This window comes from Cellulomonas jepli (assembly GCF_047229345.1).
In the GTDB taxonomy this organism is placed as follows: Bacteria; Actinomycetota; Actinomycetes; order Actinomycetales; family Cellulomonadaceae; genus Cellulomonas_A.
On sequence record NZ_JBFTER010000015.1, the window covers coordinates 46,350 to 66,793 of the forward strand.

Annotated in this window: 16 protein-coding genes and 1 tRNA gene; 7 read left to right on the forward strand and 10 right to left on the reverse strand. The window is 75.7% G+C overall.

Features of this window, described 5'->3' with window-relative positions; genetic code table 11:
• Positions 1 to 84 precede the first annotated feature (84 nt).
• The 4 genes from AB6N24_RS05750 to AB6N24_RS05765 form a co-directional block, all read right to left on the reverse strand.
• A tRNA-Thr gene (locus tag AB6N24_RS05750) sits at positions 85 to 158 on the reverse strand.
• Positions 159 to 199: 41 nt separating this feature from the next.
• Complete coding sequence (locus AB6N24_RS05755) at positions 200 to 1,063, reverse strand: DsbA family protein (protein WP_412868465.1); 864 nt, start codon at positions 1,061 to 1,063, stop codon at positions 200 to 202.
• 38 nt (positions 1,064 to 1,101) lie between these two features.
• Positions 1,102 to 1,683 (reverse strand): hypothetical protein, encoded by a 582-nt coding sequence (locus AB6N24_RS05760; protein WP_412868466.1) that lies wholly within the window; start codon positions 1,681 to 1,683, stop codon positions 1,102 to 1,104.
• Positions 1,684 to 1,753: 70 nt separating this feature from the next.
• On the reverse strand, positions 1,754 to 3,841 hold the full coding sequence (locus tag AB6N24_RS05765) for a serine/threonine-protein kinase (protein ID WP_412868467.1): 2,088 nt from the start codon (positions 3,839 to 3,841) through the stop codon (positions 1,754 to 1,756).
• Positions 3,842 to 3,981: 140 nt separating this feature from the next.
• On the opposite strand from AB6N24_RS05765, the gene AB6N24_RS05770 reads away from it, so the two are divergent.
• The 7 genes from AB6N24_RS05770 to AB6N24_RS05800 all read left to right on the forward strand — a co-directional run bounded on the left by AB6N24_RS05770 (position 3,982) and on the right by AB6N24_RS05800 (position 14,050).
• Positions 3,982 to 5,448, forward strand: coding sequence for an alpha,alpha-trehalose-phosphate synthase (UDP-forming) (locus AB6N24_RS05770; RefSeq protein WP_412868468.1), 1,467 nt, complete (start codon positions 3,982 to 3,984; stop codon positions 5,446 to 5,448).
• Positions 5,441 to 6,292 carry a trehalose-phosphatase gene (gene otsB / locus AB6N24_RS05775; protein ID WP_412868469.1) on the forward strand — a complete coding sequence of 284 codons (852 nt, stop codon included), beginning with the start codon at positions 5,441 to 5,443 and terminating at the stop codon, positions 6,290 to 6,292. The genes AB6N24_RS05770 and otsB overlap by 8 nt, the downstream gene beginning before the upstream one ends.
• 101 nt (positions 6,293 to 6,393) lie before the next feature.
• On the forward strand, positions 6,394 to 7,863 hold the full coding sequence (locus AB6N24_RS05780) for an outer membrane protein assembly factor BamB family protein (RefSeq protein ID WP_412868470.1): 1,470 nt from the start codon (positions 6,394 to 6,396) through the stop codon (positions 7,861 to 7,863).
• A 144-nt stretch (positions 7,864 to 8,007) separates the two neighbouring features.
• The gene (locus AB6N24_RS05785) at positions 8,008 to 9,636 is read left to right on the forward strand and encodes an outer membrane protein assembly factor BamB family protein (protein ID WP_412868471.1); all 1,629 of its coding nucleotides are present in this window, start codon (positions 8,008 to 8,010) and stop codon (positions 9,634 to 9,636) included.
• Positions 9,637 to 9,703: 67 nt separating this feature from the next.
• Positions 9,704 to 11,272, forward strand: a complete 1,569-nt coding sequence (locus tag AB6N24_RS05790; protein WP_412868472.1) for an outer membrane protein assembly factor BamB family protein — start codon at positions 9,704 to 9,706, stop codon at positions 11,270 to 11,272.
• Positions 11,273 to 11,486: 214 nt separating this feature from the next.
• The gene (locus AB6N24_RS05795; protein WP_412868473.1) at positions 11,487 to 12,617 is read left to right on the forward strand and encodes an ABC transporter ATP-binding protein; all 1,131 of its coding nucleotides are present in this window, start codon (positions 11,487 to 11,489) and stop codon (positions 12,615 to 12,617) included.
• A 152-nt stretch (positions 12,618 to 12,769) separates the two neighbouring features.
• Complete coding sequence (locus tag AB6N24_RS05800) at positions 12,770 to 14,050, forward strand: DUF4032 domain-containing protein (protein ID WP_412868474.1); 1,281 nt, start codon at positions 12,770 to 12,772, stop codon at positions 14,048 to 14,050.
• Between the two features lie 103 nt (positions 14,051 to 14,153).
• Here the strand turns inward: AB6N24_RS05800 and AB6N24_RS05805 are convergent, their stop codons facing one another.
• The 6 genes from AB6N24_RS05805 to AB6N24_RS05830 form a co-directional block, all read right to left on the reverse strand.
• Positions 14,154 to 14,726: a GNAT family N-acetyltransferase gene (locus AB6N24_RS05805; RefSeq protein ID WP_412868475.1), complete on the reverse strand. Its 573-nt coding sequence runs from the start codon at positions 14,724 to 14,726 to the stop codon at positions 14,154 to 14,156.
• Between the two features lie 146 nt (positions 14,727 to 14,872).
• A complete protein-coding gene (locus tag AB6N24_RS05810) occupies positions 14,873 to 15,406 on the reverse strand; it encodes a GNAT family N-acetyltransferase (protein WP_412868476.1) in 534 nt (177 codons plus the stop codon).
• A gap of 70 nt (positions 15,407 to 15,476) precedes the next feature.
• On the reverse strand, positions 15,477 to 16,505 hold the full coding sequence (gene rlmB, locus AB6N24_RS05815; RefSeq protein WP_258724279.1) for a 23S rRNA (guanosine(2251)-2'-O)-methyltransferase RlmB: 1,029 nt from the start codon (positions 16,503 to 16,505) through the stop codon (positions 15,477 to 15,479).
• A complete protein-coding gene (gene cysS / locus AB6N24_RS05820; RefSeq protein WP_412868477.1) occupies positions 16,505 to 17,971 on the reverse strand; it encodes a cysteine--tRNA ligase in 1,467 nt (488 codons plus the stop codon). Before cysS ends, rlmB begins: the two co-directional genes overlap by 1 nt.
• Entirely contained in the window at positions 17,968 to 19,242 is a 1,275-nt protein-coding gene (locus AB6N24_RS05825; RefSeq protein ID WP_412868478.1) for an alanine racemase, read from the reverse strand. Before AB6N24_RS05825 ends, cysS begins: the two co-directional genes overlap by 4 nt.
• The coding region (locus tag AB6N24_RS05830; protein WP_412868479.1) for an MFS transporter at positions 19,239 to 20,444 on the reverse strand (1,206 nt) is incomplete at its 5' end. The genes AB6N24_RS05825 and AB6N24_RS05830, both read right to left, overlap by 4 nt.

The window sequence follows — 20,444 nt, forward strand, 5'->3', positions numbered from 1 at the left end:
CCGCCCGCGGCGGATCGGCCGGGGCCACGGGGCTGCACGATCGTGCACGGGGTGCACGGCGGGGACGGGCACCGCGGCGCTGGGAGCCCCCTATCGGATTCGAACCGATGACCCCCTGTTTACAAGACAGGTGCTCTGGCCAGCTGAGCTAAGGAGGCGCGGCGCCGGGGTCTCCCCCAGCGCCGCGCCCAGCCTAGCGTCAGCCCTTCGCGGCGGTCACCGCCTGCGTGAGGGCACCCGGCTGCTGCCAGTCCTCCTCCCACCGCTCGCCGTCGATCACGATGGCGGGGGTGGTGAACTCGCCGCTGCCGCCGGCCGACGCGAGCGTCGTGCCGGCGTTGTCGGTCAGGCTCGCGACGTACGGGGCGAACACGCGCCACTCCTCGTCGCCGTCGGCCGCGGTGAACCGCGAGACGACCTCCGCGGGCACGCCCGCGTCACGGCCGATCTGGGCGATCTCCTCGTCGGAGAGGCCCTCGCTGTTCTCGGCCGGCTGGTTGGCGAAGAGCTCCGCCGTGAAGTCGAGGAACTGCTCGGGCGCCTCGTCGGCGACGACCGCCGCCGCGACCGCCGCACGCGTCGAGTACTCGGTGCCCTGAGAGAGGCGGTCGAGGATCGACGTCGGGTGGTAGACGACGGTCACGTCGCCGGACGCCCGCAGCGCGGCGAGCTCGGGCTCGTTGGACTCCTCGAACTGGGCGCAGTACGGGCACATGAAGTCGAGGTACACGTCGACGACGATCGCGTCGTCGGCGGGCTCCTCGCCCGCGACGCCCTCGGCGCCGACGGGGATGCCGCCCGACTCGAGCGCGGTCGTCGGGGCCTCGACCTCGGTGATCGCCACCGGGTCGCCCGTGTAGGCGGCGCCGGCGGCGACCTCCTTGCCCTGGCTGAGGATGAGCGTCACGACGACGGCGAGCACCGCGACCGCGGCGACGAGGCCGCTGATCGCGACGATCCGGTTGCGCTTCTCGCGCTTCTTCTGCTCCGCCTGCAGCTGGAGCGCCTTCTGGCGTGCCTCGTCGCGGCGCTCGGCCTTCGACTGGCGGGGTTCGTTGGGCATGGTCCTGCTCTCGTGGTCCGGGGTGGTGGGTGGGCTGCTCACGCGGGCGCGAGCGGCGGACCCCGGTGCGGGTGCAGCCGCAGACCTCGGCTCCCCGGCGGACGGACGTCGGGGCCGCCGACGACGACGAGGCGCCGCAGCGGGGTCGACGCGCCGTGCGGACGGGCCGGCAGCCGCACGAGGACCACGCGGAGCAGGGCCCCGGCGGACGACGCGGCGCGCACCACGAGCGCGGTCAGCCCCGCACCGAACGCCGCGACGACGACGTGCGCGACGAGCACCGGGGCGGCGACGCTGAGCACGAGGATCGCGCCGTGCGTCGCGGCGTCGCTCACGGCGAGGGTGCCCTCGGGGCAGTCGTTCGCGCTGCTGAGGAGCGCGAGGCGCACACCGAGCTGGCCGAGCGCCCCGTCGGCGCTCACGCACGGGTGCAGCAGCAGGCGGCCCTGGAGGACCAGGACGCCGAGCGCGACCGCGAGCAGGCCGACGCCCGCGAGCAGGAGGGCGAGGGACCGGTCGAGCGACGACCGACCGGCGTGGCCGGCGGCGGGCGTGCGGCCACGCGGCGACCACGGGCGGCGCCGCGCGGGCACCGCCGCACGCGCGCGTGGGCCGGTCATGGGGTCAGGGTACGGGTCGGGGCTGTGCGTCGCGGGCGGTCCGGCGAGCGGCGCCCCGCGGGCGCTCCGGTCAGGGCAGGCGCGGCTGCGGCAGCGGCGACCACACGACCTGCGGGTCGCCGAGCGTCTCGAGCACCAGGACCCCGGCGACCGCGAGCGCGACGAGGCTCAGGAGGAACGCCCCCGCACGTCCCGGCGCGACGACCGACAGCACGCGACGGGCGCCGATGCGGGTCGTGTGCGCGATCGGCCCCCACCACAGCGTGACGAGCCCGAGCAGGAAGACCCCGGCGACGATCGCCGAGGCGATGATCCCGGTCGGCTCACCGCCCCGGACGCCGTCGGGCGACCAGTACCCGCCGGTCAGCAGCCACCACAGGACGGCGAGCACGAGCAGCACGAGGCAGCCGGCCACGAGAGCCGCGGGCACGAGCCCGAGGACGGCGAGGGCGAGGTGCCAGGGCGTCGACACCACGGCGCGCAGCGTGTCGGTGCGCCGCACGCCGTTGCGCTCGCGCCGCGTGTACATCGCCTCGACCGTCGAGCCGGCGGTCCGCACGAGGACGAGCACGACGCCGAGCACGATCAGCGTCCAGCCCGGGTACAGCGCCGCGGAGGCGGTCGCGAGGAGGGCCAGGGCCAGCAGGCTGCCCCACCGGCGGCGTGCGAACGGGCGCTCGTAGCCGAGGTCGTCGTCCTCCGGGTACGCGTCGTCGCCCGCCGGGTCGGCCCAGGCGTCGTGGCCGGCGTCGTCGCCCTTGCCGTAGCCGTAGCCGCTCCCGTCGTGGGCCCCGCCGTCGTCGGGACCACCGTCGTGCGCCCGGTCGTCGACGACCGTGTCGTGGTGGTCGGCACGGGAGCCCACCGGGACGGACGGCGGCGCGGCGACCGGCGCCCGCAGCACCTGGGTGTGGCCGTCGTTGGTCAGGACGGTCGAGCTCGCGACCGCGCCGACCGCGGTCCCGGCCGCGCCGAGCAGCACGGTGTCCTGCGCGTCGTCGGCGTACGGCTCGGGCTCCCCGTCGTCGCCCGGCTCGTCGTCGCCGTCGTCCGGGTCGTGCTCCGTGTCGTGGTGCGACGCGAGGGCGGCAGCACCGGCCAGCCCCGCCGCTGCCGCGGCAGCACCCGTGCCGGCGGCACCGACCGGCGCGGGCACGCGCTTGGTCAGCAGCACCGTCGCGACGGCGTCCTCGGCGTCGTCGTCCCGGTCGCCGTCGTCACCGTCTGCGTCGTCACCCCCGGCGTCGTCGGCCAGGTCGTCCGCGCCGGATCGCTGCGCGCCGTCGTCGTCCGCGTCGTCGTCCCCCACCACCCCGCCCACGGGGGCGACGGCAGGGCCCACGGGGTCCCCGTCGACGACCGCGACCTGCAGCGCCGCGACCACGTCGGCCGCCGAGAGCCGCGCCTCCGGGTCGGCCGCGAGCGCGCCACGCAGCGCCCCCGCGGTCAGCGGGCCGATCCCCGCGACGTCCGGGTCGCCCGAGCGCGCCTTCGCGAGCACCTGCTCGAGCGGCCGCAGCCCGAACGGCGCACGGCCGGTCGCGGCGAACGCGAGCAGCGCCGCCCAGCCCCACCAGTCGCTCCGCGCGGTCGGCTCGGCGCCGTCGAGCAGCTCGGGCGCGAGGTACCCGGGCGTGCCGATCACGAGGCCCGTCGAGGTGACGCGTGCGTCGTCGGCCGCGTGCGCGATCCCGAAGTCGATGAGCACCGGCCCGTGCTCGGTGACGAGGACGTTGCTCGGCTTGAGGTCGCGGTGCACCACGCCGGCCTCGTGCACCGCGGTCAGCGCGCTGCGCAGGCCCTCGGCCACCTCGTGCAGCGTCGCGGCGTCGAGCGGACCGTGCTCGCGCACGTGCTCCTCGAGGTTCACGCCGTCGACGAGCTCGGTGACGATGAACGCCTCGGTGGAGTCGGCCTCGGCGTCGAGCACCGCCGCGACCGCGGGGTGGCGCAGCCGCTGCAGCGCGAGGACCTCGCGGCGCAGGCGCTCCCGGGCCTCGGTGTCGGTGTCGTCGGCGCCGTGCAGCAGCTTGAGCGCGACCGCGGCGCCGCCCCCGTCGAGGGCCCGGTACACCGTCCCCATGCCGCCCGACCCGAGCGGTGCGACGATCGAGTACCCACCGACCTCTGACCCCGGGGTCAGGCCCTTGCGCTCCATGCCCGGACAGTAGCGGGACGCGAGCGCCTCCGTGGCGCAGCGCGCTCGTGGGCACGCCGCCTGCACGACCGCCTCACGGTATGGTCGAAAAAACCCCAAGGAGCTGATCGACGGTGGGAACTGCCGGTTATGACCTCGTGGTGGTCGCGAACCGACTGCCCGTGGACGTCTCGCTCGGCGAGGACGGTGAGCCGACGTGGACCCGGTCGCCGGGTGGCCTCGTCACTGCGCTCGAGCCCGTGATGAAGGACGCCGACGGCGCGTGGGTGGGCTGGGGCGGCTCGCCGGACCTCGAGCTCGACCCTTTCGACGCCGACGGCATGCGCCTCGTGCCGGTGCCCCTGTCCGAGCGTGAGCTCGAGGACTACTACGAGGGCTTCTCGAACGACACCCTGTGGCCGCTCTACCACGACGTGATCGAGCCGCCGCAGTTCCACCGCCAGTGGTGGGAGTCGTACCGCAAGGTCAACTGGCGGTTCGCGACGGCCGCCGCGGAGCAGGCCGCGCACGGCGCGACGGTGTGGGTGCACGACTACCAGCTCCAGCTGGTCCCGGCGATGCTGCGCCAGCTGCGGGCGGACGTGCGGATCGGCTACTTCCACCACATCCCGTTCCCGGCGCTCGAGATCTTCGCGCAGCTGCCGTGGCGCAAGCAGGTCGTCGAGGGTCTGCTCGGCGCGGACCTGATCGGCTTCCAGCGCGCGGGCGACGCGTCGAACTTCGTGCGCGTCGTACGCCGGTTCACGGACCTGACGACGCGCGGCCAGGTCGTCACGATCACGAAGCACGGCAAGGTCGAGCGGCACGTGCGCGCGGCGGCGTTCCCGATCTCGATCGACTCGAAGAGGTTCGACGCGCTGGCCCGCACCCCCGAGGTGCAGCAGCGCGCCAAGGAGATCCGCACCGAGCTCGGCGACCCCAAGGTGCTCCTGCTCGGCTGCGACCGGCTCGACTACACCAAGGGCATCCGGCACCGCATCAAGGCGTACGGCGAGCTGCTCGAGGACGAGCGCCTCTCGGTCGCGGACACCACGCTCGTGCAGATCGCGAGCCCCAGCCGGGAGAACGTCGGCGCGTACCAGCAGCTGCGCGACGACGTCGAGCTGCTCGTCGGGCGGATCAACGGCGACTACGGCGAGCTCGGCCACGCGGCGGTCCACTACATGCACCACTCCTACCCGATGGAGGAGATGGCGGCGCTGTACCTCGCGGCCGACGTCATGCTCGTGACCGCGCTGCGGGACGGCATGAACCTCGTCGCGAAGGAGTACGTCGCCGCCCGGTCCGACGACCGCGGCGCGCTCGTGCTGAGCGAGTTCACGGGCGCCGCGGACGAGCTCACGGGCGCGATCCTGGTCAACCCGCACGACATCGCGGGCCTCAAGGACGCGATCACCTACGCGGTGCACCTCGACCCGCGCGAGGCCCGCAAGCGGATGCGCCGGCTGCGCAAGCGCGTGCTCGAGAACGACGTCGCGCAGTGGTCGGACTCGTTCCTCGCGGTGCTGACCGCCGTCCCGGTCCGCGGGGAGAGCGACACGACGACGCACGGGGAGTCGTCCGACTCGGTCCACGCCGGCTCGGCGGGGCGGGGCGACGATGTCTGAGCCGCGCACGGCGACCTCCGCCGCGACCGGCCCCGGCGCGGCCGACGACCGGTCCACGACGCTCGCTACTCTCGCCGGGCTCGCGGGCGACACGACGCGCCGCCCGCTGCTCGTCGCGCTCGACTTCGACGGCGTGCTGGCGCCGCTGCAGGACGACCCCTCGGCGTCGCGCATCCTGCCGCGCGGCGTCACGGCGCTCGAGGCGCTCGGCGGGCTGCCCGACGACGCCCGGGTGCGCATCGCGCTCGTCTCGGGGCGTGCGATGGCCGACCTGCACGCGCTCGCGCAGGTGCCGCCCGGGACGTTCCTCGTCGGGAGCCACGGGGCCGAGCGCGCGCGCGTCACGACGTTCGGCCTGGATCGGGACGTCGTGCAGCTGAGCGACGAGCAGGCGGACCGCCTCGCGGCCCTCGGCGCGCAGACCGCGTCCGTGGCCCGCGGGCGGGACGGCGTGTGGGTCGAGACCAAGCCGACCGCGGTCGTCGTGCACACCCGGCTCGCGGAGCGGGACGTGGCCGCGGCGGCGGAGCGTGAGGCGCTCGAGATCGGCGCGGAGCTGGGCTCGGGCGTGCTGCACGGCAAGGACGTCGTCGAGATCTCGGTGCTGCACGCGAGCAAGGGCGAGGCCATCACGGCGCTGCGGACCGAGCTCGGCGCGGCCGTCGTCGTCTACGCGGGCGACGACGTGACCGACGAGCACGCGTTCGCGGCGCTCGGTCCGGACGACGTGACGATCAAGGTGGGGGCGGGCGAGACGGTCGCCCGGTTCCGCCTCGCCGCGCCGGACGACGTGGTCGAGGCGCTCGACCTGCTCGCGACGGACCTCGGGGCGCCGCAGGGCTGACGGACGTCGGAGGCGGCGGACGCGCACGCGCGCGTCCGTCGCCTTCGTCGCTCTCCTCGCCCGTCGGGCCGGACCGCGTACCGCGGCGTAGGTTGCGGGGCATGGGCCGTGGCGACATGCAGGCGGTCGAGCTCGTCCCCGGGGACGCCCCGGACCCGGTCCCGGCCGCACCTCCCGAGGCGGACCGTCCGCGCCTCGGCCGCCGTGCGCGCCGCACGCTCGTCGTGGTCGCCCTCGTGCTGTGCGCGGTCCTGGTCGGGACGCAGCTCGTGCTCGACGCCCGCGAGCGCACGCGGCTCGCCCGCCTGGCGACCGTGCCGCACGTGCTCGCGCCGCTCGGCGACACCCTCGACGTGCGGTGGGCCTCCGACGGGGTCGCGGGGCACCTCGTGCGCACCGGCGTGCGGTCGGGGGACCTCCTGGTCGGCACGTTCGTCGGCGACGACGGCGTCCCGACCGTGCGGGCGGTCCGGTCGTCGACCGGCGAGGTGGTGTGGTCGACGGCCGTGGGTGCGTCGCCGTCCGGTCCGGTGCTCGACCCCGGCGTCGGGCCGGCGTGCCAGGCCGACGACGACCGCCCGGGCAGTCTCGTCGTGTGCCTCGTCACGGGCGTCGCGGACACCGACACGAGCGCGCGGCCCGGGGTCCCCACCTGGGCCGAGGTCCTCGTCCTCGAGCCCGCGACGGGCGAGGTCGTCGCGCGCCGGCCGACGGAGCCGAGCACCCGGCTCGCGGTGCTCGGCGGCGCCCTGGTCCGGGCGCGCGGCGACGACTCGGGCCGGCTCCTGGTGACCGCCGAGGACCCGCGCACCGGCACCGAACGGTGGCGCTTCTCGGTGCCCGAGCCGCTCGCCGTCGACCGCAGCTTCGGGGTCCTCCTCTCGGTGTGGGTCACCGGCGGGCACCTGCAGATCGCCGAGACGCAGGGCCGCACGTGGCTCCTGTCCCCCGACGGCCGGCTGCTGCACGCGACGACGACAGGCTCGGAGGTCGTCGCGTGGCCCGAGGCGCTGCGCGGCGGACGCGTCGGGCTCGTGTCGTACGAGGGCTCGGGGTCGACGCGGCTGCTGCTCGAGGACGGCTCGCCCGGACCGCTGCTGCCCGGGGTCCCGGCGTTCACGTCGGTCGACGACGGCTCCGCGCCCGGCCTCGTGCTGACCGCGGACGAGCGCTTCCACGCCTGGGACGCGCGCACGGGCACGGCGGTGTGGCAGAGCGAGCGGATCGGCGACGGCGCGGTCCCGTGGACCGACACGATCCTGCTCGACGGCGCGCTGTACGGGGCCGACGCGTCGGGGCGGATCGTCGCGCTCGACGCGGCCACGGGCGCGACGCGCTGGACGGCGACGTTCGCGCCGAGCGCGGACCGCAGTGTCTGGACCGACGGGCGCATGGTCCTCGTGCTCGAGCTCACCGAGGACGGCGGCCGGCGGCTCAGCGGGTTCGCGCTCGCCGACGGCAGCCGCGTGTTCACCGGGAACCTCCCGGACGTCGAGGTGCTGACGTCGAGCGGCCGCCTGCTGTTCGGGATCCCCGACTTCGGCTCGGACCGCGTGCTGGCGCTCGGCTGAGCCCGCGTGCGGGGCGGCGCACACGCCGCGCGCACGTGACCCGCGCGTCGCCTGCACGGAACGGTGCCCGCGGGGGCGGCCCGGGTGAGAACCTGGCGGCAGGGCGCCGGCGCACGGGCGGGCGCCCGCGGAGGAGGGGGCACCGTGGCGCGGGACCCGATGGTCGAGGTCGAGCTGGTGGCGGCGCCCGGGTCCCCGTCCGGCGGCACGGCCGACGTCGCCGCCCCGGTCGCGGCAGCGGCCGCCGGACCGGACCCCGCACGCGCGCGCCGCCGCCGACGCCTGCTCGTCGCCGGGGCCGCCACGGTCGTCGCCGGCCTGGTCGCGACGCAGGCGGTCCTGGACGCGCGCGAGCGCGCGGCGTACGCGCGTGTCGCCGACGTCCCCGGCGTCCTCCTGCCCGTCGGCGACGCGCTCGAGCCGCTGTGGCCGGCGGACCGCGTCGTCGCGGCCGGCGAGTGGGCCACGACGACGTGGAACAGCCCCCTCACGCGGTCCGACGGCGTCGCGCTCGGCGCCGCCTTCGGCGACGACGGGGTACCGCGTGCCGGGGCCTTCGACGGGACCACCGGCGAGGTCCTGTGGTCCGTCCCGCTCGCCGGTGCCGAGCCGCTCCAGGTGCACGACAGCGGCGGCTGGTGGATCCACTGCGAGGTCACGACCGGGGGGCGCGACCTGCTGGCCTGCCTCGTCCCGCTGCGCCACGTGCCGGCGGAGCCCGTCGAGGACGACGACCCGGCCGTGACCGGCTCCGTCGTCGCCACCGCGGCGGAGCTCGTCGTCCTCGACGCCCACACGCACGCGGAGGTGCTGCGGGTCGAGATGGAGCCGGCGGCGACGTTCACGCTCCTCGGCGACCTCGTCGTGACAGCCCGCGCCGCCCACGACCTGAGCACGACCGTCGCCGCGCGAGACCTGCTCACCGGAGCCGAGGAGTGGTCCCGCACGACCTCGCCGGGCACGGCACGGGCGCCCCGGCACGGCGACCCCCGGGAGTCGACGCCCCGGCTGGCGACGCTGGGCGACACGCTCCTCGTGCAGCACGGGACGTCCGTCGAGCGTCTCGCCGCGGACGGGACCCTCGTGTCCACCGCCCCCGTCGACGTCGGCGAGCAGGACCTCGCCTTCTTCTACGTCGCGCGCGAGCGCCTCCCGGTGCTGCAGGTCTACGCCCCCGGGTCCGGGTCCGGCCGGGCACTGGTGCTCGACCCTGACGGAGCGTGGGTCGAGCTGCCCGACAGCGAGCCGGTCCGGCTGACCGTCGACGACGGCTCCGAGCCGGACCTCCTGCTCCTGTCGGGGCGCGACGGGCCGGGCGGGACCGGCGAGCCCGACGGGATCGGCGGGTCGAGCGGGCTGGTCGCCTGGGACGTCCGCGAGGAGGAGATCCGGTGGTCGCTGCCCTCCGAGCCGGCCGATGCCGCCCTCGTCCTGGACGGCACCGTCTACCTGTCCACCACGCAGGGCACGCTCGTGGCGCTCGACCTCGAGGACGGGACCGAGCTGTGGCGCGCCGAGCCGGGGCCCGACGAGCCGTGGCCCGGCGACTACTCCCCCGGGGTCGCGACCGACGGCAGGATCCTCCTCCTGCTGCGCGACCGGAACGCCGCGGGAGCCGCGCAGGTCCCGACGGCGACCGCGTTCGCGATCGGTGACGGGCGCCGGCTCTGGTCGCAGGCGCTGCCCGACGGCATCGACTGGACCACCTCCGCCGGGCGCGTGCTGCTGGGCCGCGGCGGGGACGAGGGCCTCGTCCGGCAGGCCTTCGGGTAGTGCGGGTGCGATCCTGGGGAGGCGCGGGCCCCGACGGTGCACGGCCCGTCGGGGACGGGGGGACGCGGTGAGCCGGGACCCGATGGTCGAGGTCGAGCTCGTCGGCGGCGACGAGCCGGCACCCGACGCGCCCGCAGACGACGCGCCCTCCGGGCCCGGCACGGCTGCCGCGGACGGCACGCCCGGGACGCCGCCCCGGCGCGTGCGTGCCCGGACTGTGGTCGCCGGTGCGGCGGTCCTCGTTGCCGCGCTCGCCGGAACGCAGGCGGCGCTCGACGCCCGCGAGCGCGCCGAGGTCGCCCGCTACGCGCAGGTCCCCGGGGTCCTGCCGCCGCTCGGCGAGGGCCTTGAGGCGCGCTGGGAGCCAGGGCTCGGCGACGTGCTCGCCATGTACACCGGCGCCGAGGTCGACGGGCTGAGCCTCGGGGCCCGGTTCGAGGACTCGGGCGCGCAGAACGCCGTCGCCCTCGACCCGGCGACGGGCGACGTCCGGTGGTCGACGCAGCTGCGCGGTCCCGAGGAGCTCCTCGTCGACGCCGTGGAGAACCTGCAGGCCGTCCCGTGCGACGCCACGACCGGGGAGGCACCGCTGCTGGTGTGCGTCGTCGGCGGCCGGTACGTGCGCCCGTCGGTGCCGCCGGAGTCCTACGGCGGCGACACCTCGCTCCCCACGCCGGTGCCGCAGGAGGCCGAGCTCGTGGTGCTCGACGCCGCGACGGGCGACGTCGTCCGCCGCACGCCCGAGCAGCCGCCGGCCGGGTTGCTCGTGGTCGGCGGCACGGTCGTGACCGCGAGCTCCGCGACCGACGGGAGCCTCGAGGACCGCGCGCGCGACGTGCGCACGGGCGCGGTGTCGTGGGAGCAGGCCCTGCCCGCGGGGACCGCCGAGCGCGAGTGGGCGCAGGCCGGGCAGACCCCGTACCTCGTGCCGGCCGGCGACACCGTGCTCGTCGTCCTCGGGACGGCCGCGGTGCGGTTCGGCGCCGACGGCACGCTCCTCGGCACGACCCCCGCGAGCTCGGCCGAGGTGGGCGCCGTCGTCGAGCCCGCACGCGGCGACCGGGTCGTGCGGCGCGGCTTCGGGGTCTCGGGCGGCGAGGCCGTCTCGCTGCTCTCCCCGGACGGGACCTCGACGGTCCTGCCCGAGGGCCGGCTGCGGACCCTCAGCGTGGACGACGGCTCCGAGCCCGACGTGCTCCTCCTCACCGGGGCGCCCGACGCGGACGGCGGGCTGCTCGCGTGGGACGCCGGGACCGCGGAGGTGCGCTGGGTCGTCGACGACGTCCTCGTCTCCGACGCCCTCGTGCTCGGCGGCGTCGCGTACCTCGTCGCGTACGACGGCTCGCTGCGCGCCGTCGAGCTCGACGACGGCGCGACGCGGTGGAGCACGCGGCCGGCGCGCGCCCCGGGCGCGGACGACGACCCCGCCACGAGCCCCACGCTTCTCACGGACGGGCGCTCGCTCGTCGTCGTCGGGCGGCGCACCGGGTCCAGCGGGGTGCAGGCGTACGCGCTCCGCGACGGCCGCCCCACGTGGACGGGGACGCTGCCGTTCCAGGTCGACGGCGTCCAGCCGCTCGGGGGCCGCGCGGTCGCGTGGTCGCGGGACTCCGACCGCTGGACGGTGCTGGGCTGAGACGTCCCCGCCCTCCCCACCTGCGCCGGCAGGTCGTGTGGCAGGATGGGCCGCGGACCGAGGGCGACGACGCCGACCGTGTGCGCACCCGCGAGCTACCTCAGCAGGCGCTCCCACGGACGACGACTGCTCCCGGTCTGTGTCAGCGGCGACACTTCTGACACCTTTCACTACGGATCGTCCGGCACGTACCTGCCGGTGAAGGGAACACATCATGGCTACGGTCACGTTCGACAACGCCACCCGGGTCTACCCCGGCACGGAGCGTCCCGCGGTGGACGCGCTCAACCTCCACATCGAGGACGGCGAGTTCCTCGTCCTCGTCGGCCCCTCCGGCTGCGGCAAGTCGACCTCGCTCCGCATGCTCGCGGGCCTCGAGGACGTCAACGCCGGTCGCATCCTCATCGGCGACCGCGACGTCACGGACGTCCAGCCCAAGGACCGCGACATCGCGATGGTCTTCCAGAACTACGCGCTGTACCCGCACATGACGGTCGCCGACAACATGGGCTTCGCGCTCAAGATCGCCGGCACCCAGAAGTCGGAGATCCGCAGCCGCGTCGAGGAGGCCGCCAAGATCCTCGACCTCACCGAGTACCTCGACCGCAAGCCGAAGGCCCTCTCGGGTGGCCAGCGCCAGCGCGTCGCCATGGGCCGCGCGATCGTGCGCCAGCCGCAGGTGTTCCTCATGGACGAGCCGCTGTCGAACCTCGACGCCAAGCTCCGCGTCCAGACGCGCACGCAGATCGCGTCGCTCCAGCGCCGCCTCGGCGTCACGACGGTCTACGTCACGCACGACCAGACCGAGGCCCTCACGATGGGTGACCGCATCGCGGTCCTCAAGGACGGCCTCCTGCAGCAGGTCGGCACGCCGCGCGACATGTACGACACCCCGGCGAACGTCTTCGTCGCCGGCTTCATCGGCTCGCCGGCCATGAACATCGGCACGTTCCCGGTGCTCGAGGGCTACGCGCAGGTCGGCAAGGCCCGCATCGCCGTCCCGCGCGACGTCGTCACGGGGCTCACGACCGAGGACAAGGGCCACGTCACGATCGGCTTCCGTCCCGAGTCGCTCGACGTCGTCCCGCAGGGCACGCCGGACGCCATCCCGGTCGAGGTCAACCTCGTCGAGGAGCTCGGCTCGGACGCGTTCGTGTACGGCTCGCTCACGAACGACTTCGGCGCCGCGGCCGCCGTGCACTCCGGCGCGGGCGACGCGCAGGTCATCGTGCGCGTCGACCCCCGTCAGGTCCCCGCCAAGGGCGAGACGATCTGGGTCCGGATCCGCACGGGCGAGCAGCACCTGTTCCACGCCGGCTCGGGCGAGCGCATCGCGTACGCCTGACCTGCACCTGACAGACCCGCGAGGGCGGACCGGCACCTGCCGGTCCGCCCTCGCGGCGTTCCGGCGGCTTGTCGGTGTGGACCGGGTGGGGACCGTGCGCGCTGTCGGTGCTCCCACCTCCCCGCGTCCGACCGTGATGAGAGGATCGGTGCATGAGCCAACGCCCGCCTGCGCGCCTGCAGATCACGACCGTGGCGCCCGACCCGGCGCTCCTCGACCTGCCCTGGCACATCCCGCTCGAGAACTGGCCGGCCGAGACGCTCGCCGCGCTCCCCCGCGGCATCTCGCGGCACATCGTGCGGTTCGCGCGGCTGTCCGGGCGGGTCATCGCGGTCAAGGAGATCGGCGAGACGGTCGCGTACCGCGAGTACGAGCTCCTGCGACAGCTCAGCCGCATCGACGTGCCGAGCGTCGACCCGATCGGCGTCATCACGGGCCGCACCGCACCCGACGGCGAGCCGCTCGAGGCCGTGCTCATCACCGAGCACCTGTCCTTCTCGCTGCCGTACCGCGCGCTGTTCAGCCAGTCGCTGCGCCCCGACACCGCGACCCGGCTCATCGACGCGCTCGCGGTCCTCATGGTGCGCCTGCACCTCATCGGCTTCTACTGGGGCGACGTGTCGCTGTCCAACACGCTGTTCCGCCGCGACGCCGAGACGTTCGCCGCCTACCTCGTCGACGCCGAGACCGGCGACCTCCACGACCGGCTCACCGACGGTCAGCGCGCGTACGACCTCGAGGTCGCCCGGGTCAACATCATCGGCGAGCTCATGGACCTCCAGGCCGGCGACTTCCTCGAGGAGGAGGTCGACGCCGTGGCGATCGGCGCGATGCTCGTCGAGCGCTACTCGGAGCTGTGGACCGCACTCACCGACGCCGAGTCGTTCACGCTGGGCGAGCGCTGGCGCGTCCAGGCACGCATCGAGCGGCTCAACGACCTCGGGTTCGACGTGGGCGAGCTCGACATCACGACCGACGTCGACGGCACGACGGTCAGCATCCAGCCGAAGGTCGTCGACGCCGGCCACCACTCGCGCCGGCTCATGCGCCTGACGGGGCTCGACGTCCAGGAGAACCAGGCCCGGCGCCTGCTCAACGACCTGGACGCGTTCCGCGCGGCGACGGACCGGCAGAACGAGGACGAGTCGTTCGTGGCGCACGACTGGCTCACCGGGATCTTCGAGCCCGCCGTGCGGGCCGTCCCGCGCGAGCTGCGCCTCAAGCTCGAGCCCGCGCAGGTGTTCCACGAGCTGCTCGACCACCGCTGGTACCTCTCGCAGCAGCAGGGGCGTGACGTCCCGATGCTCGAGGCGGCGCAGAGCTACGTGCGCGACATCCTCCCGTACCGGCCCGACGAGCAGGCGATCCTCGGGGTCAGCGCGGCCGACCTGCACGAGGACGCCGACGTGGTGCCCGCCCCGCGGCGCGACTGAGCCGCACCGGCGCCGGGCGACCTCGGGCGAGCCGCCGAGCCACCCGCCTCGCGAGACCCGCGCCGAGCGACCCGTGGCGGCCGCGCGGGGTCAGGGCCGTCGGTCAGCGGGCGCCGAGGGCGACGACCCGGTCGAGGCCCACGATCGGCCAGACGGGGTCCGGCGGCGCCGGGTCCGTCCGCAGCCGCGCGTGGGTCTCGACGTCGAACCGCTCGGTCCCGTACCGGAGCTTGCGTCGCTCCGTCCCCTCGACGACGAACCCGGCGCGCGCGGCGACGTGGCACGACGCGGGGTTGTTCACGCGGTGCCCGAGCTCGAGCCGGAAGAGGCCGAGGGTGTCGAACGCCCAGTCCGCGACGGTCGTGACGGCCTGCGTCGCGAGCCCGCGACCCCGGTGGCTGGCGGCGAGCCAGTACGACACCCACGCGGTGTCGTGCACGTGCTCGACGTGGCTCAGGCTCACCGCGCCGACCGCATCCCCGTCGACGCTGATCGCGAACGCGAAGTGCGCGGGTCCCCACGCGTCGAGCTGCGCGGCGATGAGGCGCTCGCACGCCTCGAGGTCGCGGGGGTCGGTGCCGCCCCCGAGCTGGACGGCGAGGTCGGGCGACGCCGCAAGGGCCACCTGGAGCGCGGGGGCGTCGCGGAGGTCCCAGCGTCGCAGCTCGGTCGTCATCGGTCCCATCGTGACACGGCGGACGGTTGCCCGCGGCCACCACCGCCGTCCTCGACCCGTCCGGCCCATCCCCGCGGGTGCGCCGCCTCGCCGGCGCCGTCAAGCGGACGCCGTCGAGCCGACGCCGTCGGGCGGACGGCACGCCGTCAGCGCGACGTGGGCACGTGGTACCGCCGCACCGGTCCGTCGTCGGTGCGCACCACGTCGACGAGCACGCCGCCGCAGCGCTCGATCACCCGGGCGGACGCGACGTTGCTGTCGTCGCACGTCACGAGCGCCACGTCGACACCCACGTCCCGCGCGACGTCCAGCGCGCGCCGCAGCGCCGCGGTCGCGTACCCCCGGCCCCGGTACGGCGCGCGCACGGCGTAGCCGATGTGCCCGCCGCTGACCGCGAGCGCGTCGGTCAGCCGGTGCCGCACGGACACGCGTCCGACGAATCGGCCCCCCACCTCGACGACCAGGAACGTCGCCGCCACGTGACCGTCGGGCAGGTCCACGCCGTCCTGCACACGTTCCGCCTCCGCGAGGTACGTGCCCCAGTCCTGCCCGGGCTCGAACCCGTGCAGGAACGCGAACCCCTCGGTCGCGAGCTCGAGGTGCGCGGCCGTCGCCTCGGCCTCGTCCGAGGCCGTGAGCGGGCGCAGGCGGACGGTCTCGACGCGTTCATCGGGGAGCACGCGCCCAGGATGCCAGCGCCGGGCACGCACGACGACGGCATTCCATGTCCTCGCGCGGCTCCCCGGGTCGTCAGGCCCCGCGCTGCCGCGCGACCTCGTACAGCGCGATCCCCGCGGCGACGCCGGCGTTGAGCGACTCGACCGCCGAGCCGATCGGGATGGACGCGATCGCGTCGCAGTGCTCGCGCACGAGCCGCGAGAGCCCCTTGCCCTCGGAGCCGACGACGATGACGAGCGGGTCGTTCGCGTAGGGCAGGTCGCCGATCGGGGTGTCCCCGCCGCCGTCGAGCCCCACGACGAAGCAGCCGGCGCTGCGGTACTGCTCGAGCGTGCGCACGAGGTTCGTCGCGCGGGCGACCGGGACGCGTGCGGCGGCACCGGCGGAGACCTTCCACGCCGAGGCGGTGACACCGGCCGCGCGGCGCTCGGGCACGAGCACGCCGTGCACGCCGAACGCCCCGGCGGAACGGAGCACGGCGCCGAGGTTGCGGGGGTCGGTGATGCCGTCGAGCGCGACGATGAGCGGCGGCCTGCCGGACGCCTCGGCGACGTCGAGCAGGTCGTCGGGCTCGCCGTACGCGTACGGGGGCACCTGGATCGCGACGCCCTGGTGGACCGAGTTGTCGGTCAGGCGGTCGAGCTCGGGCTTCGTGACCTCGAGCAGGGGGTAGCCGCGCTCGGTGACCGCGCGCAGGATCTCGCGCGTCCGGTCGTCGGCCTCGAGCCGCGCGGCGATGTAGACCGTCGAGACGGGGATGCCGGCCCGGAGGGCCTCGACGACGGAGTTGCGGCCGTTGACGATCTCGTGGGTCGCGGAGACCCCGCGTCCGCCCTTGGTACCGCCCGCGCTGCGCGAGGCGCGCGCCCCGCCACCGGCCACGCGCGCACCCGACGACGGCCCGCGGTCGGTCCCGGTGGCCGCGCGGCGCTCCGCGGCGATCTTCTTCTTGCCGGCGGGGTGGTACGGGCGGTCCTCGGCCTTCGGCGTCGGCCCGCGACCCTCGAGCGACTGGCGCCCCTTGCCCCCCGAGCCGATGCTCGCGCCCTTCTTCGATCCCGGCTTGCGTGTGGCGCCCCGGCGCTGCGAGTTCCCTGGCATCAGTCGTCGTCCTCGGTACGTGGTGCTGCGAGCGACCAGCGGACGCCGGTCGCGGAGTCCTCGACGACGACCCCGGCGGCGGCGAGCCGGTCCCGGATCGCGTCGGAGGTGGCGAAGTCGCGTGCGGCGCGCGCGTCGGCGCGTGCGGCGAGCTCCGCGGTGACGAGGGCGTCGAGCGCCTCGGCGTAACGGCTGTCGGTCCCGTGGCCGCCCCACTGCGGGCCCCCCGGGTCGAGCCCGAGCACGTCGAGCATGCCGCGCACCGCGACGAGCCCGGTGCGCACCGCGGCGGTGTCGCGGGCGGCGAGCGCGCTGTTGCCGGCCCGCAGGTGCTCGTGCACGACGGCGAGCGCGGCGGGCACGTTGAGGTCGTCGTCCATCGCGGTCACGAAGTCGCCGGGCAGCTCGCTCGTCGCGACCTCGTCGGGCGTCACCGCGGCGTCCGGCCCGAGACGCTCCGCCGCACGCTCCACGAAGCCCGCGAGCCGGTCCCACGTGCTCTCGGCCTCGCCGAGGGTGTCGGGCGTCCACTCGAGCATCGAGCGGTACTGGACCGAGGTGAGCGCGTACCGCAGCACCACGGGGCGCACGGTCTCGAGCAGGACGCTCACGAGCAGCCCGTTGCCGAGCGACTTGCTCATCTTCGCGCCGCCGAGCGTGACCCAGCCGTTGTGCAGCCAGTACCGCGCGAAGCCGAGGCCGGCCGCGTGCGACTGCGCCTGCTCGTTCTCGTGGTGCGGGAAGCGCAGGTCGAGACCGCCGCCGTGGATGTCGAACGTGTCGCCGAGGTAGCGCTGCGCCATCGCGGAGCACTCGAGGTGCCACCCGGGGCGCCCGCGCCCGAACGGGGTCGGCCACGACGCGGTCGCGGGCTCGCCCGGCTTCGGCGCCTTCCAGAGCGCGAAGTCGCGCGGGTCCTTCTTGACGACCGTCGGCACGTCGCCGTCGGCGGGGCCGCCGTCGGGCGCGGGGACCATGTCCTCGAGCCGCTGGTTCGTCAGCGCGCCGTACTCCGGGTAGGAGCGCACGTCGAAGAACACGTCGCCGTCGGCCGCGACGTACGCGTGGCCGCGCCCGACGAGCGTCTCCATCAGCTCGACCATCGCGGGGACGTGGCCCGTGGCGCGCGGCTCGTACGTCGGGCGCAGCACCCCGAGCGCGTCGTACGCCCAGGTGAACGCCCGCTCGTTCTCGAGCGCCCACGCCCACCACGGCCGACCGGCCTGCTCGGCCTTCGCGAGGATCTTGTCGTCGATGTCGGTGACGTTGCGGACGTACGTGACGTCGTTGCCCGCCCGGCGGAGCCAGCGCACGAGCACGTCGAACGCGATGCTCGACCGCACGTGCCCGATGTGCGGGGGCGACTGCACGGTCGCGCCGCACAGGTAGATGCCGACGGAGCCCGGGCGGACGGGCACGAAGTCGCGCACCCGGCGGGTCGCGGTGTCGTACAGGCGCAGGCTCACCCCGCAAGGTTACCGGCGAGCGGCCTCGTCACCCGCCGGTCCGGGCGACGGGTCCCCTGCGTAGCGCCCGGAGCGACGACGGGCAGCCGGTCAGCCGAACGTGCGGCCCTCGCCGCGGTACGTCGGCACGGTCCGCTCGAGGGTCTCGCCGCGCACGAGGTGCACCTCGGGGAAGCGCTCGTAGACCTCGCCGGCCTTGGCGTGCCGGAACCAGACCCGGTCGCCGACCGCGAGCCCGTCGACGCCCCGGCCGCGCAGGGGGTCTGCACCTCGCCCGCACCCTCGCGCGGCGTGAGGGCGAGGCCCGCGGGGGCGACGGGCCGCGGGAGCCGCGAGCGCGTCGCCGGGCCCGACGCGACGTACCCGCCCCCGAACGCCGTCGCGAAGCCCGGGCCGGGCAGCCGCACGACGTCGAGCCCGAAGAACGCCGCGGGGCGGGGCTCGAACGCGCGGTACCCGTCGAACAGGGTCGGCACGAGCAGTCCCGAGCCGGCGGTGACCTCGGTGACCGCGGGGTCGCCGGCGCTCGTCCCGACCGAGCCGGAGCCGCCCGAGTTGACGAGGCGCAGCGGCTCGCCCGTGGCCTGCTGGACGGCGTCGACGACCCGGGCCCGGCGCCGGTCGAGCTCACGCACGGAGGCGCGCTTGACGGCCCGGACGAGCACGTCGGAGTCCGGCAGCCCGGCGACCTGCGCCTCGTAGAACATCACGCCGCGGACCTCGATGCCGGGCCGGCGCGCGAGCGTCGCCGCGAGGACCTCCGCCTGGCGCGGCGTGTGCACCGGCGACCGGCGCACACCGAGGTGCACGACGGCACGACCGACCCCGAGGCGGAGCGACGCGTCGATGTCGAGGCACACGCCGACCGGGTTCCCACCCGCGGCGGCGGCGCGCTGCGCGAGGTCCACCTGGCCCACGTGGTCGACCATGAGCGTGATCGCGGCGGCGGCGCGCTCGTCGCGGGCCAGCTCGTGCAGCGCCCCGGTGTCGACGGTCGGGTACCCCATCAGGACGTCGTCGACGCCGTTCTCCACGAGCCACAGCGCCTCCCGCAGGGAGTACGCCATGACGCCGGCGAACCCCGGGGTCGCGAGCGCGGCGGCGACGAGGTGCCGCACGCGCACGGACTTGCTCGCGACCCGGATCGGCACGCCGCCGGCACGCCGCACGAGGTCCGCCGCGTTGGCCTCGAACGCGTCGAGGTCCACGACGGCGAGCGGGGCGGGCAGCCCGCGGGTCGCTGCGTCGAGGCGTGCGCCGAGCGTCGTCACGCCGCCGGCCGCCCGGTCCCGAACCGCGGCGCCAGCAGCACGATGACGACCGCGAGCACGAGCGGCACCGCATACGCGATGCGCAGCGTGGAGCCGGCGCCGATCGCCCCGACGAGGACCCCGCCGAGCACGGCACCGAGGTAGTTGAACCCGTTGAGCCGCGCGACGACCGCGTCGGCGTGCTCCGGCGCGAGGCTCCCGGCGGCGGCGAAGCACAGCGGGGCGATGACGCCGAGCCCCAGACCGGTGAGCCCGAGCCCGGCGATCGCGACCCCGGCTCCCGGCGCGAGCACGACGGCGAGCAGCCCGGCCGCGCCGACCAGCCCCGCGGTGCGCACGACGGCGACGCGACCCCAGCGGCGGACGGCCAGGTCGCCGACGAGCCGCGACACGAGCGTCGCCGCGAGGTAGACGCCGTAGCCGAGCGGCGCCACGTCGTCGGCCGCGTCCAGGGCGTCCCCGAGGTAGATGGTGCTCCACGTCGCCGCGGCGGAGTCGACCACGTAGTAGGCGACGACGGCGACGCCGAGCACCGTGATGGCGCCCCACGGCAGGGCCGAGCGGCGGACGGGGCCCGCCTCGGGCACCCCGGGAGCGAGCGGTGCGTCGTGCGCCCGCCAGGCCCGGCGCAGCACGAGCACGCCGATCACCGCGACGACGGCCGCGACGACCGGCAGCGCGACCTGCTGCGGGACGTCGCGCGAGACGTACTGCCCGACGTAGACGGTCGCGAGGATGCCCGCGACCGACCAGGCCGCGTAGAAGCCGGTGAGGATGCTGCGCCCGTACGCGCGCTGGAGCGCGACCGCCTGCATGTTGGTCCCGGCGTCGACCTGCCCGAGCCCGAGGCCGTAGAGCGCGAAGCCGACGAGGAACACCGGCAGGCTCGGTGCGAGCGCGACGACGAGGACCGCGAGCGTGATGCTCGCGAGGCCCGTGGCGAGCACCGCGCGCGAGCCCGGGCCGCGCGCCTGGCGCTCGGAGAGGAGCGTGCCGACCGCGGCCATCAGGCACACCCCGAGGACGACGAGCGTGACGACGTCGTCGCCGATCCCGAACCGGTCCTTGAACCCCGGCAGGCTCGTGATGAGCACGCCGTAGGCGAGTCCCTGCGCACCGAACGCGAGCGCGACCACGACCCGCGCGGCGCGGGCCGCCGGCGGCAGCGCGGTGGGCGCCGCGCCGGTGTCGAGGGCCGCGGG